General features: G+C 60.3%; 11 protein-coding genes. 6 read left to right on the top strand and 5 right to left on the bottom strand.

All coding sequences use genetic code 11. The features are described 5' to 3' along the window. Positions 1-13 precede the first annotated feature (13 nt). Complete coding sequence (locus AC5ZG5_RS40780; RefSeq protein ID WP_456646306.1) at positions 14-466, bottom strand: VOC family protein; 453 nt, start codon at positions 464-466, stop codon at positions 14-16. A 292-nt stretch (positions 467-758) separates the two neighbouring features. On the opposite strand from AC5ZG5_RS40780, the gene AC5ZG5_RS40775 reads away from it, so the two are divergent. The 4 genes from AC5ZG5_RS40775 to AC5ZG5_RS40760 all read left to right on the top strand — a co-directional run bounded on the left by AC5ZG5_RS40775 (position 759) and on the right by AC5ZG5_RS40760 (position 4,497). Next, positions 759-1,628 carry an NAD(P)-dependent oxidoreductase gene (locus tag AC5ZG5_RS40775; RefSeq protein WP_456646305.1) on the top strand — a complete coding sequence of 290 codons (870 nt, stop codon included), beginning with the start codon at positions 759-761 and terminating at the stop codon, positions 1,626-1,628. Between the two features lie 292 nt (positions 1,629-1,920). Beyond that, entirely contained in the window at positions 1,921-3,522 is a 1,602-nt protein-coding gene (locus tag AC5ZG5_RS40770) for a sensor histidine kinase (RefSeq protein ID WP_130230237.1), read from the top strand. Positions 3,523-3,587: 65 nt separating this feature from the next. Beyond that, positions 3,588-3,791 (top strand): DUF1289 domain-containing protein, encoded by a 204-nt coding sequence (locus AC5ZG5_RS40765; protein ID WP_130230239.1) that lies wholly within the window; start codon positions 3,588-3,590, stop codon positions 3,789-3,791. A gap of 151 nt (positions 3,792-3,942) precedes the next feature. Then, positions 3,943-4,497 (top strand): TIGR02281 family clan AA aspartic protease, encoded by a 555-nt coding sequence (locus AC5ZG5_RS40760; protein WP_028167056.1) that lies wholly within the window; start codon positions 3,943-3,945, stop codon positions 4,495-4,497. Here the strand turns inward: AC5ZG5_RS40760 and dusA are convergent. Continuing rightward, on the bottom strand, positions 4,459-5,418 hold the full coding sequence (gene dusA, locus AC5ZG5_RS40755; RefSeq protein WP_456646319.1) for a tRNA dihydrouridine(20/20a) synthase DusA: 960 nt from the start codon (positions 5,416-5,418) through the stop codon (positions 4,459-4,461). The two genes, AC5ZG5_RS40760 and dusA, sit on opposite strands and share 39 nt — an antisense overlap. Before the next feature lie 171 nt (positions 5,419-5,589). Here dusA and AC5ZG5_RS40750 point away from each other — a divergent pair, with 171 nt between their 5' ends. After that, positions 5,590-6,711, top strand: a complete 1,122-nt coding sequence (locus AC5ZG5_RS40750; RefSeq protein WP_456646304.1) for a site-specific integrase — start codon at positions 5,590-5,592, stop codon at positions 6,709-6,711. A 325-nt stretch (positions 6,712-7,036) separates the two neighbouring features. Here the strand turns inward: AC5ZG5_RS40750 and AC5ZG5_RS40745 are convergent, their stop codons facing one another. Next, positions 7,037-7,912 (bottom strand): SMP-30/gluconolactonase/LRE family protein, encoded by an 876-nt coding sequence (locus AC5ZG5_RS40745; protein ID WP_456646303.1) that lies wholly within the window; start codon positions 7,910-7,912, stop codon positions 7,037-7,039. Between the two features lie 43 nt (positions 7,913-7,955). Beyond that, entirely contained in the window at positions 7,956-9,998 is a 2,043-nt protein-coding gene (locus tag AC5ZG5_RS40740; protein ID WP_456671278.1) for a PQQ-dependent sugar dehydrogenase, read from the bottom strand. A gap of 563 nt (positions 9,999-10,561) precedes the next feature. Here AC5ZG5_RS40740 and AC5ZG5_RS40735 point away from each other — a divergent pair. After that, positions 10,562-12,898: a T6SS phospholipase effector Tle1-like catalytic domain-containing protein gene (locus AC5ZG5_RS40735; RefSeq protein WP_456646301.1), complete on the top strand. Its 2,337-nt coding sequence runs from the start codon at positions 10,562-10,564 to the stop codon at positions 12,896-12,898. 447 nt (positions 12,899-13,345) lie between these two features. On the opposite strand, the gene AC5ZG5_RS40730 is transcribed toward AC5ZG5_RS40735, so the two are convergent. After that, positions 13,346-13,723: transposase (locus AC5ZG5_RS40730; RefSeq protein WP_496165517.1), on the bottom strand; the 378-nt coding region annotated here is incomplete at its 5' end.

The following is a 13,723-nucleotide window of genomic DNA, read 5'->3' as shown; positions in this document are numbered from 1 at the left end:
GTCCGAACGGTTCCTACCTGCCGCCGACGTCGTCAGCGCGCTCGGCCGGCGCTGCGGCGCCCTGTTCCTTGGCGACCTCGTAATTCAGCTCGATCATCACGCCGTTAGGATCGTGCACAAAGATCTGCCAGAGGTCGCCGCCCGGAACCTGCCGGGAATCGAATTTCATGCCCTTGGACTGCAGGCGCTGCTGCATCGCCGTGAAACCGCGGCTGACGAAGGCGACATGATGGACCACGCCAGAGTCGGGCTTTTGCGGCTCGTCGGTCGGGGAAATGTCCACGAGGTGAACCACCGGTTTGCCCTCGCTGTACATCCAGGCGCCGGGAAAGGCGAAATTCGGCCGGGCGCCCTTCTCCAGGCCCAAAACCTCTTCATAGAACTTGACGGTCTCGGCGAGTTTCCGGGTGCGGATGTTGAAATGATCGAGCACGCCTACGCTTGCGCCCGCCTCTCTTCCATTCATGTCTCACTCCCATTTTTGTGAGGTTCGTTGGTGGGTTATGATAACATAAAACCGCTAGATCATGATCCGATTGGACAGAATCGGATCATGATCTCATCTCTTTGTTGGAGCATGATCTTTTCGGAAAACCGGTTTCCACTTTTCCGGATCATGCTCTAATGCCGGCCAAACGAGCCGTTGCCCTCTGCGGCGCAGCGTTTATGGTGCGGCCCTCCCGCCCGAAAAACACCGTCCGGCCCGTGCAATGTCGCCGGCAAATCCCAAGGTCACTAGAAGAAACAAGGTAGCAGACATGGCTAAAGTCGCTTTTCTCGGTCTCGGCGTGATGGGTTTCCCCATGGCAGGACATCTCGTGAAAAAGGGGGGCCACGAGGTGACGGTGTACAATCGGACGCCGGCGAAGGCGCAGGCCTGGGTCGAGAAATTCGGCGGCCGCGCGGCGCCGACGCCGAAAGCCGCGGCCGAAGGCCAGGATTTCGTGATGTGCTGCGTCGGCAATGACAACGACCTGCGCGCAGTCACGATCGGCCCGGACGGCGCATTCGCCGGCATGAAGAAGGGCGCGACCTTCGTCGACCACACCACCGCTTCCGCCGAAGTCGCGCGCGAGCTCAATGCCGCCGCCGAGAAGGCAGGATTCAAATTCGTCGATGCTCCGGTCTCCGGCGGACAGGCCGGCGCCGAGAGCGGCGTGCTGACGGTGATGTGCGGCGGCAAGGAAGACGCCTATGCCGGCGCCGAGCCGGTCATCGCGGCCTATGCGCGGATGTGCAAGCTGCTCGGACCGGCAGGTTCCGGCCAGCTCACCAAGATGGTCAACCAGATCTGCATCGCAGGCCTGGTACAGGGCCTTTCCGAAGGCATCCATTTCGCCAAGAAGTCGGGGCTTGATGTGGCCAGCGTGATCGAGGTGATCTCGAAGGGCGCGGCGCAATCCTGGCAGATGGAGAACCGCTACAAGACCATGAACGATGGCAAGTACGATTTCGGCTTCGCGGTCGAATGGATGCGCAAGGATCTCTCGATCTGCATCGCGGAAGCGCGACGCAACGGCGCCAACCTGCCGGTGAGCGCGCTGGTCGATCAGTTCTACGCCGAAGTCGAGAAGATGGGCGGCAAGCGCTGGGACACCTCGAGCCTGCTCGCGCGGCTGGAACGCTAACGGCGCGCATGCTGCGCTCCTTCCCCCTGAAAGGGGAAGGCTGGGATCGGGGTCAGCCACGGGCACCGGCGTTCGTGGAGAGAGATGATCCCCACCCGCGTTGCGCGTTCCGGGCAACGCGACCTCCCCTTTTCATGGGGAGGTTGAGGCGCTCCCGCCCAAACGCCAACGGTTAATTTAACTTCTCGTTAACGAGAATCTTTAGCTTTCTAAGTCATCGCTTAATGATTTGGCGCGAGAGATAGACAATGCAAAAGCCCGTGCGGTTTGCGGGCAGGATTTTGTGTTGTTAATGAGTGATCCCGCGGAAAAGCCTGAAGTTGTCCAGCTGCCGGCCGAGCCCCAGGCTGCCGCGCCGGTCAACAGTCGCCGCGCCGCAGCGCAGCGGGTGCGGGAGGCGCGGGATCGGTTAACGTCAACCAGCGGGACGCGCCCCGCATTCGACACCGAACTGCTCCGCCAATATGCCCAGACCAGGATATCGGCATCCTACGTCGTGATGCTGCTGGTGATCGCCACCGGCGTGCTGTTCGGCCTGTGGCGAGAGCCGCTCGTGGCGGCGGCCTGGACCATCGGCGTGCTCGGCATCCATGCCGCGACCGTGAAGAGCTGCACCAAGTTCCTGAAGGAATCCCCCTCGCCTGCCGCGACGCGCAAATGGCGGGCGCGCTTCGTGCTGCTCGACCTGCTCTACGGCTTGTTCTGGACGGTGATCCTGGCCCATCCCGCGGGCACGGATGCCGCCTCCAATGCAATGATGATGTTCCTGATGCTGCTGGTGATCGCGGTCTCCAGCATGCTCGCGGCGAGCCTTCCGATGGCGGCACTGGCGGCCACCGCGCCGGTGACGATCGCGATCGCCGTCAGTTTCGTGCTGAGCGGTTCCTTCGATAATTACGTGTTCGCGCTGCTCGCGCTCGGCGCCGAGGGCTATTTCGCGCTGCTTGCCCACCGGCTGCATTCGACGACGCTCGCCACGCTGCAGGCGCGCGCCGAGAAAGACGTGCTGATCGCCGAGCTCGAACAGTCCAAGGCGATCTCCGACGAAGCTCGGCATCGCGCCGAAGCCGCCAACGTCGCCAAATCGCGCTTCCTGGCGCAGATGAGCCACGAACTGCGCACGCCGCTGAACGCCATCCTCGGCTTCTCCGAGGTGATGAAGAGCGAGATCTTCGGCGCGCATGCGGTGCCGGTGTACAAGGAATATTCTGCCGACATCCACAATTCCGGCGTCCACCTGCTCAATCTCATCAACGAGATCCTCGATCTGTCGCGGATCGAGGCCGGCCGCTACGAGCTCAACGAGGAAGCGGTCTCGCTGCTGCATGTCGTCGCCGACTGCCACCATCTCTTGAAACTGCGCGCGACCAGCCGCGGCATCACCATCCACGAAGTATTTGAGCAGGGCATGCCGCGGATCTGGGTCGACGAGCGCGCCACCCGGCAGATCGTGCTCAATCTGTTGTCCAACTCGATCAAGTTCACCCCGCAAGGCGGCGAGATCTGGCTGAAGGTCGGCTGGACCGCCTCCGGCGGCCAGTATCTCAGCGTGAAGGACACCGGCTCCGGCATTGCCGAGGACGAGATCCCGATCGTGCTGGCATCGTTCGGCCAGGGCTCCAACTCGATTAAATCCGCGGAACAGGGCGCGGGCCTTGGCTTGCCGATCGCCAAGAGCCTGATCGACCTGCATGGCGGCACCTTCACGCTGAAGTCGAAGCTGCGCATCGGCACCGAGGTGATCGTGACCTTCCCGCCGGAGCGCGTGATGTCGGCGTTGGCGCCGATGGCCGAGGAAGCGCCGCCGTTACAGCCGCAACCCTCGATTCCTATGACCGACGACAAGCAAAGGGGGCGCCACAAGCCGATCATGAGTGCAGGCACCGGGCTATAGACACTACGAAGTGTCATCCCGCTACGCGCTTGCACCCGCGATCGAAATCGTTTCACTATCGATGGATGAGCACAGAAACGCCGTGTATCGCAGTCTGTATGATCGACCCCAGGACCAAGCTCTGCTTCGGCTGTGGGCGGACGCTGCCGGAGATCGCGCGCTGGCACAAGATGGACAGCGCCGAGCGCCTCGCCGTAATGACGCTATTGCCCGCGCGCATGGCGGAAGCGGGCCTCGAGCGGATAGAGCCGCGCCCGAAGCGCGCCTAGAGCGTGATGACTTTTCTTCGAATCGTCATCCCGCTCTAGCTCTTTGTTTGAGCATGATCTCCGCGCAAACGCTTCGCGTTTGTCGCGAGGGAAAACCGGTGCCCACTTTTCCGGATCATGCTCTGGTGCATTGGACGCGGGAGGCGGTGTCATGAGCCGCATCCTCCTCGTGCTCCTATTGCTGGTTGCGACCGCGGGCGCGGTCGTCGCCTATGGCGATCCCGAACAAATCGCGCGCGCCGGCCATCAGGTTTCGCACATGCTGCGCGGGAACGTTGTGACCCCCGGCCCCGCCGTGCAGATCCCGCGCGGACAGGGCGGCGAGTTCGCGCTGCGCGCCAAGATCAACGGCGTCAGCGCGCCGATGGTGATCGACACCGGCGCGACCTCGGTGGTGTTGACCTGGGAGACCGCAAAGGCAATCGGGCTACCGATCGAAATGCTCGAATACAATGTCGATCTCGAAACCGCCGGCGGCCACACCAAGGCAGCACGGCTGACGCTCGATCGCCTCGCCGTCGGTCACCTGGTCGAAAAGTCTATCCCGGCGCTGGTGGTGCCGCGCGGGCAGATGAAGACCAATCTGCTCGGCATGAGCTTCCTGGATCGGCTGGAAAGCTGGGGCGTGCGCGCCGACAAGCTGATGCTGACCGGCTATCCCGACGTGCTAGGCCGCCATCGACGCGGCCGCACGGCTTCCAACTAGCGCGATCGCCTCGCGTAGTACATTCACCCCCGCACCCGGCCGCGTGCCATGCTCGGCGAGATGGCGGCGGAAGGCGCGCGCTCCCGGCACGCCGAAGAACGCGCCGACGAAATGCCGCGTGATCGCATGCAGCCGCGCGCCGCGCGCGAGTTCGCCTTCGATATAGGGGATCATCGCCTCGAACGCGTCCTGCATCGTGGCGTGCGGCGCCGCCTCGCCGAACAGGTCGGGGTCGACCGACAACAACCGCCACGGCTCCTGATAGGCGGCGCGGCCCAGCATCACGCCATCGACATGCGCCAGGTGCCGCTTCGCCTCGTCGAGACTCGCGATGCCGCCATTGATGATGATGGGAACATGGGGCATGGCGGCTTTCAGCCGATAGACGCGATCATAGTCGAGCGGCGGGATGTCGCGGTTCTCCTTCGGCGAGAGGCCGTTCAGCCAGGCTTTTCGCGCGTGCACGATCAGCGCATCCGCGCCCGCTTCGATCACGCCGCGCGCGAGCGTATCGAGCGCCAGTTCCGGATCCTGGTCGTCGATCCCGATACGGCACTTCACCGTCACCGGAACCTTCACCGCGCGCTTCATCGCCGTGACACCCTCGGCAACGAGCACCGGCTCCGCCATCAGGCAGGCGCCGAACCGGCCATCCTTGACCCGATCGGACGGGCAGCCGACATTGAGGTTGATCTCGTCATAGCCGAAATCCTCGCCGATCTTGGCTGCAGCGGCGAGCTCACGCGGATCGGATCCGCCAAGCTGCAACGCCACCGGATGCTCGCTCGTATCGAACCCGAGCAGCCGCGCGCGATCGCCATGAATGACGGCGCCGGTGGTCAGCATCTCCGTATAAAGCCGCGCCCGCCGCGAAAGCTGGCGATGGAAGACGCGACACTGCCGGTCGGTCCAGTCCATCATCGGAGCCACAGAAAAGCGATAGTCTTGCGATTTCAATGATTTACCCTATGCTCTCAATAGGATGAAACACGAACATGTGCACTCCAAACTAGCCGAAATTGCACACGTTTGTACCCGTTTTGACCTCTCAGTGCACACGTAGCGCACACGAATTGGGGAGTGCACACGGCCATGGCCAGCTTCACTCAGTTGCCCTCAGGGAACTGGCGCGTCCAGGTCCGCCGGAAGAACCGCTACGTGGCAGAGACCTTCCGCCGCCGCAAGGACGGCGAGGAATGGGCGCTCGATATCGAGTGCAACATCGATCGCAGCGGATCGCCCAAGCCGCGAGCAACGCAAAAGGTCCGCACGTTCGGCGATCTGATCGATCTGCACGTTGAAGACATGCATGAAGTCGGTCGCCCTCCTCGCCGATCCAAGGCAGCGGTCATGGAAGCGCTTAAGCTCTCCTTGGGGACTGTGAAAATTCCCCAACTTAATCGCGAGCGGTTGATCGAATTTGGGAGAAAGCGAGCGAAGGAAGGCGCTGGGCCGGCCACCCTGGCAATCGACATGTCGTTCATCAGAACCATCGCAACCCATGCCGCCGCAGTTCACGGTATTGAAGTTTCGGCTGAGGAAGTTCGCTTAGCGCGTTTTGCATTGAAGCATTTAGGTCTCGTCGGCAAAGGCCAGGAACGAGATCGCCGGCCAACCCAAGATGAGCTTGATGAGCTCATTGAATACTTCGAAAGCAGTCGTCGACAAATCATTCCGATGGGCCGCATCGTTCGCTACGCCGTTGCGACAACTATGCGGCAGGAGGAGATTTGCCGGCCCGACTGGCCGGACGTCGACATGAAGAAGCGGATCCTGGTGATCCGCGACCGCAAGGATCCGCGGGAGAAAGAAGGCAACGACCAGAAGGTCCCGCTTCTCAACCTGACTGGTTACGATGCGTGGGAGATCGTGCTTCAGCAGCGGATCATCACCCGAGGTCAGGGTCGGATATTCCCGTTCAACCACCGTTCAGTGAGCGCGGCATTTACGCGAGCCTGCGACACGTTGAAGATCGAGGATCTGCACTTTCACGACTTGCGACACGAGGGTACGAGTCGCCTCTTTGAAGCTGGGCTGTCTATCGAAAAGGTCGCTTTAGTTACTGGCCATAAGGATTGGCGAACGTTGAGGCGCTACACCAAATTGAAGCCTGAAGAACTCCATAAGCTCCAAACAACACCACAGCCCTCTCTCGAAGAGTTTATCCAGACGCTCACCAGCAACGAACTCACGATGAGAACTGTGCGGCAATAGCCCGTCTAGATATCGCCCGAGCCAAAGAAAACTGGCAAGCGGCTCGCACGTATGCGTGGCAGTTGCTGATGAGCATCGAGTCGCCAACCCTCGGAGAGATCGCCACGGCCGCCAAACCTAAGGCAGCTCGGAAGAGTAAGCCCAAAGAGTCTCAGCTTTCGCCTAGCGACAGCGCTTCCTAGGGGACGCGAAAGTCACTCGCCACGTTGCTGATTTGCAAGATTGAAAATGCGATCTGAGCGCGTGAAGTTATTCGCCTCGGCCAACTCGCTTCGTGAAGCAACGCCAACTGATAACCATTTGCGCGAAACCTTGTCGGCTAGTTCTAGCAATCGATTCTTTGCAGGCAGTGCTCGCGCCCTTCCCTGTCTGTGCGGAAGGATTCGATGAAGCCACCCTGTCGCTGCGTGACAAAAATCGTCCTGCCGTCCTTCCCGCCGAAGGCGAGGTTTGATGGCTCTTTGCCTTTGAGCACAATCTCTTTTTGGACTTTGCCTTCTGGGGTCAGGATTGCAATTGAACCCTTCAGGATACGGGTGATGAGCAGTTTGCCCTCGACATCGGTACGTACCCCATCGATTGTGTCGCGATCGAACGTCTTAACGAGCCTTGCATTGGTCAGTTCGTTGCCGGAAACGTCATAAGCCCAAATTTGGCCGCTCCCAGACTCGCCGACATAGAGAGTCTTCCCATCCGGGCTGAGATCGATGCCGTTTGTTGTTCCCATGGCGCGGGGCGCAGCCATGACTTGCCCCTGCACCGACCCGTCCGCGATCCGCCAAATCTGGCCGCTGCGGCCCTTCCAGTTCGGATCGCTCGCATAGATCGTTCCGTCGCGCGCGATGGTCATGTCGTTGGGTTGGTTCATCTGGTCGGAATGAAACCACACCTCAGGCGTCGTATTCCCCTTCCTCACCACAAAGATGCTGTGCTTCTTGTAGTTCGCGATAAACATTGTCCCGTCGCGTGCGAAGCGGATCGAATTGCCGACACTGCCTTCGGGAAGGTCGATAAACTTTTCGGACGCCGCACTTCCCGGTGCGAGCTTGCCGATCGTACCCTGCCTGCCGGAATTGACGACGAAGAGATTGCCGTCGAGGTCGACGGCAGGCCCTTCGATGCCGAACGTGTATTCGCCCGCGGGCGTGAGCTGGACGCTTTCGAACAGTCTCTGTTCGGCGTGCGCAGATGCTGCGGCCATGATCAGAGCCGCGCTACAAAGGCACCAGAAGGTCTTGCCGGATTTAATAGCCCTCTGCATCGGTGCACTCGCCGTTGAGGAAGATATCGGCCGGTCGATAAAACCGACTGAAGCCGGGTTTACCTACGGCGTTTCTTTGTGTCACTACGACGACCTTCGATGTCGGGATTTTGCCGCATTCTTTGCCGGACTTGCTAAAGAACGGTCTTTGGACGGTGCCAGGCTTGATCCTCATCCTGGTTCCGGGGACCATCGTACCGGCGAGATAATCGGCAAGATTCAGAACCTGCGCGTAGCCCGGCTCCGTCCGCGGCAGCTTTTCGCCGCCGGGTGGCATCAGCTTCTCCACACCGAAGCCGCGGAGTCTAATCCGTAGTTTTCCGGAATCGGGATCGCCCGGATAAATCCACCCATCCTGCGCGAGCATGAAACGCAGGACAGTCTGGTCCTTCTCTGCCTCGGGCTGTCCCTTCTGAAGACCAAAATCGGAGTGACAGCCGAGACAATGCTTTTCGACGAGATTGGTCCGGACGGCCGTCAGGCGTCCCTTGTTCTTAGGATCGTTTGCAACGAAGCGAGCGAGATCATCGATTTGCTCAGGCGTCCGCACGCCGCACGGCAGCGGATCGGGCGGATTGCCGGAGACGCGGTCGATACGGATGACGGACTTGTTCTTGTCCTCGGCGATCCAAATCGCGCCATCGGCTGCTACGGTCATCCCGACCGGCGCGCCCTGCGGCCGCGCGCCGTTCACGCGATACCAGCCGGATATTAGCTCCTCATAGGCCGCGGCCGGAGCGTTGCCGGCGTCGGTCTGGAAGGCGCGGCTTGGCTCCGCGCCGCAGCTCACCTGGTAACGGACGGGCGGCTGGCTCACCTTCGGGAAGCCGTAGCTGTCTACATCGTAGATGAGGAGCCGGCTTCCCGTTGGGCGGTAGCCGTGAAGGCCCACGAGGAGTTTGCCGTCGAGCTCTGGAAACTTGCTGCCATGATAATACAGCATGCCCAACGGCGCGCCGTGCGGTGGCAGCAGCGAGTAAGGTGGCTTGTAAGCAGCCGTATTGTTGCAAAAGTTCTTGTACGGCCCCGACTGAAGCACGACCTTGAATTCGGGGCTTGGCGACGACAGGTCGAAGCAATACGGCCAGCCGTAATGCTTTCCCTTTTGGATCGCGTTGATCTCCTCATTCGGCTTGAAGATATCCGGCAGATCCCGCGCATTCTCGCCTTGAAGAAAGGCATACCCGGCGTCGGGAAAGCGGGGATGCATTGCGAGCGCCATCGAGTTACGCAGCCCGCGCGCGTAAATCTCGCGTGGCGGATTGGGATCGCCCGGCCTGAGAGCCGGGAAGACGCCGCCGGACGGCGGTGTAAACATCCAGATCGCGGCAAGGGGCGACGCACCCTCACCCGCCGAGCACGGCTTGGTAATCGGCGGCTTCGTGATGCAATCGTCGCTGTGTGAGCCGACATTGACAAAAATGCGCCCCGTCCTGTCGAATATGAAATGCTTGAGTGAATGACTGCTCTCCCCAATCTTAGTGCCGTCCGGAAGCGTGATCCGGCGGCCCGGGAGGCCGTGAACGATCGTCTCGATCGTGCTCTTGGGATTTGCCGCGAGGGGATCAAAGCGGAAGATCGTCTCCGCGGTTGACGCATAGACCTTCCTGTCTGGCCCAATCGCGAGGCCGAATGGATATTCGAGATTCGTGACGATTTCTTTGATCCGCCTGCCTTCGGTCGCGTGCGGATCAAGTAGCAACAGCCGGCCATCCGCACGATTCCACGCACCCATATCGGAGATGACGAACTGTTCGTGACCGGGGATTTGCACGATGGAGCGTGGAAACCTCAGCCCGTCCTCCTCGCTCAGAACCAACCCAGCGCAGAATCCCTTCTTCATGTCGATCTTGATCTTGGGAAAGGACATTTCCCGGCCGCCACATTGCTCCGAGCCAATCGCGTAGCCGCTTTTCTTTTCGGGTTGAGCCGGCCAGGCCGACGAACCGCAGAGAGCGGCGGTGGCAAGGGCAACGATCGATTGAATCCCCCGTCGAAGAGAACGGGCAAATCCAGCATGAGCCATGGCAATCTCCGAATCTGTCGCTGACGCGAGTCGCCACGCAACCTACCATAGCATTACCCCTGATAGTCATTCTCAAGAAGTGCAACCAAATGTCTTTCTGCTTCTTGCGATCAATGTACCGCCCCAAGAACGTCGCCCGCTTCAGACTGATAAGTCTTCTGCGAAAACCTTATCAGTGCGGGAAAATCGACCACCGTCCTCCGACACGCAGTGGCCGATCGACTCTTCCACCTCAGCCTTCCGAGAACGGGAGTTATCGCGGAAATGGTCGAAGACCTTCGATGGCGATCTGGGAGTCTAGAGACTGCTGGCCTATTTGACCTCGACCCTTCCAACTCGAGCCCATCGTGGAAGTGGTCCTGCGCTGACGATATCGGCAGCATGATCTGATGACCACCGCACCTTCCGGTCGCGGTCTTGGGCGTCCGCCGACGGCCGAGGATTGCTGTTGGCAGATCTGAATCGGCCTTGACAGTGCATGCACTCCGCGATCAACTGGCTAGCATTGCAACTACTTGTTGTGGGTGACCTTGTTGGCAGGTGACGCCAGGAAGAGCCCAGCTTTGACCGCGGCGATCGTTTCGAACGACAAGGCTATGCCCAGACGCATTGTGCTTCTTTCCGACGGCACCGGCAATTCATCAGCAAAGGTATGGCGGACCAACGTCTGGCGTATGTTCAGCGCGCTGGACCTTACCAAGGATGAGCAGGTTGCCAGCTACGATGACGGTGTCGGGACGTCATCGTTCAAGCCGCTTGCCATGCTCGGAGGCGCGTTCGGCATCGGCCTGCGGCGCAATGTCATCAATCTCTACAAGTTCGCTTGCCGTAATTACCGCGCCGACGGTGACGAAATCTTCGGGTTTGGGTTCAGTCGTGGCGCGTTCACCATGCGCGTCACAATCGGCCTGATCCTCGACCAAGGGCTGATTCCGGCCAAGAACATTTCCGACAGCGAACTTGACCGCTTGGCAAGGCAGGCCTACCGCGCCTATCACAGAAGGCATTTCCACACGAACTGGTACCTGATGGTCCAGGCCGTGATGAAGATGTTCGGCAGGAAGCCGCCCACGCTTACCCCGGCGGAGATACCGACGGGAAGGTCCAAACCCATCATTCGTTTTCTGGGCCTGTGGGACACAGTCGCGGCATACGGGCTTCCGATCGACGAGATGACCCAGGGCGTCAGCCAGTGGATCTGGCCCCTTGAGCTGCCAAGCCACACACTTCATCCGGATGTAAAGCGGGCTTGCCACGCACTCTCCATTGACGATGAGCGCACAACTTTTCATCCTGTGCTCTGGAACGAGCGGCTCCAGCCGCCACCGCCGCCCGGCACTTCCCGTTACACGTTCAACGAAAGGATCACCCAGGTCTGGTTCGCGGGCGTACACGCCAACGTCGGAGGCGGATATCCCGACGACTCGCTGGCACATATTCCGCTCTACTGGATCATGGAGGAGGCTCGCGCCTGCGGCCTCTCCTTCAAGACGGCCGATCCGGCCGCCGTAGCCGAAACCAAGCAAGCTCAAGACAAGGATGGGCGACTGTATAACTCGCGGGCGGGCTTCACCAGCTACTATCGTTACGGGCCACGACGGATATCGCGGCTAAGCCGTCAGGTCTTCTCGTGGACGACCGCCGATGAGGTTTACGTCGAAAGGCCGAAAATCCATGAAACGGTGCTCCGGCGCATAAGAAACAATGCACACGTCTATGCGCCCATAGGCATTCCGCACAACTACGAAGTGGTTTCACCGGAAATCGCACCAGACGGCAGCGTCCGTTTCAAAATCGATAATCTACCCGCCACACCCCCAGCAGCTACATCCAATGCACCTGAAACGTCGGGCCAAGCCGAGGGGCGAGTTGTCGCGGAGCGGCAGAGCATCTGGCCCCTCGTCCATACGCGAGCGGCGCTCTACTTCCTCACATTGGCCGCCACTGCCGTTTTTCTTGTCTTTCCGTTCACCGGCCGCAGCGACCCGCTCGGCGAGCGAGTGAATGCGCTCAAATGGGTTTCCGACATCGTCCGCGCGCTTGGCGGTTTGCTGCCTTCCTGGGCGTCGCAGTGGCTGGTGTCCTATGCGCAATATCCCGTGACGTTCCTGATCCTGGGCACTCTTATTCTCGCTCTGATCTTCAGCGGAAGACGCGTCGCAGCCGCCATCGACGATCGCATGACGGCGCTATGGCGGGATTCGTTTGCGGGCAAGCTTGCCGTTCCGGCAACGCCCCCCAGTACCACTCCGGGCGGGCGCGAACTTGTGTTGATGGTACTGAGGTCAGGATGGCGCTATTACGTTGGCCCAGCGCTCTCTGCCGTCGTTATCTCATATCTGGCCATCACCGTCGGTAACCGGCTGCTGTTCACCGCCGTGGACCAAGCAGGCATGGTTTGCAAGCCAACGCAGAAGCTCGACTACGTCCCGGATGCGGGCGCATTGATTTCGTTTGAGCCGTCCAACCTTTGCTTCGCAACAGGCTACAAGGTCGGTAGGCTCGAGCGGTACTACGTCTGGACCAATCCAGACCCGGCGGCCCTTGCCAGACAGTACCAGGGATACTCGACCACGCGCGCCGCCTGCCAGCCCGACCCGTCTTCGGCGTTGAGGAACGGTAGCGTCACCACGGACCCGCGCGGCTATTCGACATTCAACAATGCCGACGACGCCCAGCTTTCCTGGAGTGAAACCATCGTTCACATCCTCGCCTTGCCTCTGCGGCGCTATTACTTTCAGCCGTGGTTTCAGCCAATCGCCCGCTACGGTTCACTTGGCAGTGAGGTTGATTTTCTCGAACCTGATCCAGACCGGCGCGTCAGGAAAATATCGGAGTACGTAACTCCCAAGGTAACCGGCGAGCTGTTTTTCTACGTCAATGATGCGGTCCTAGGCTAGAGGCGGTTGACGCAAGCTCTGATCCATCGGCGGCACCGGACAGGTTGGAACCGCTGAAGTGCAGCCGAGTAGGGACCTCTTCTGCCAACCTTGGTCGATGCTCAGCCCGATAGGCGCGAAACGCACCTATGCTTTGAATTGTCCCGGTAACCGATTGAAATCACAACAAATGCAACCGCCTCCGAGCGCGCCATAAGATCGCAACTCGCTGGCCGGGATCTCTAGACTTGTTGTCGCACCCGCCCGTCGCAAGATCATTTCGTGTGAGCGTGTGGATGAACTCTTCGATAAGTCACTTCGCTTGCTTGATGAAAAAAAGATGCAGCCAGCATTGTCATTGTAAAGCCACTGATACCTGCGCGGCAGCGCTAATCTTACTGCGTCACAAATCATGACGGCGGATAGACCTCGAGTTGGATTGCGCAACACGGACATCTACGTAGCCGCCTAACCAATCCACTCGCAAGGCGCCGCCGCATGGTAGCGATCGAATTCGGCATGTGACGCTCGGTTCTGAGCGGGAGCGCCGCGGGGCTTTTGATTTTTGGGAAGCGCAAATTCTTTGACGAACGCGGGCCGACGAGGTCGTGAGGGGGGAATCGTCTCCCTTTCGGAGATCAGGAACCCGTAGGCGGCGATGCACAACGTGGCGTGGTGATGGAAGCCGCGCCAACCGCGCCCTTCATAATGCCCGAGGCCGACCTCCTGCTTGAGCTCTTGGTAGTCGCGTTCGATGCGCCATCTGAGCTTGGTCAAATCGACCAGGGCGCGGAAAGAGATGTTTTCCGGCAGCGTCGAGAACCAGTATTTCGTTGGCTCGGATTC

Source organism: Bradyrhizobium sp. Ses1 (genome assembly GCF_059512365.1).
The sequence above is the reverse complement of the archived record's forward strand: the minus strand, read 5'-3'. Positions and strand labels throughout refer to the sequence as shown.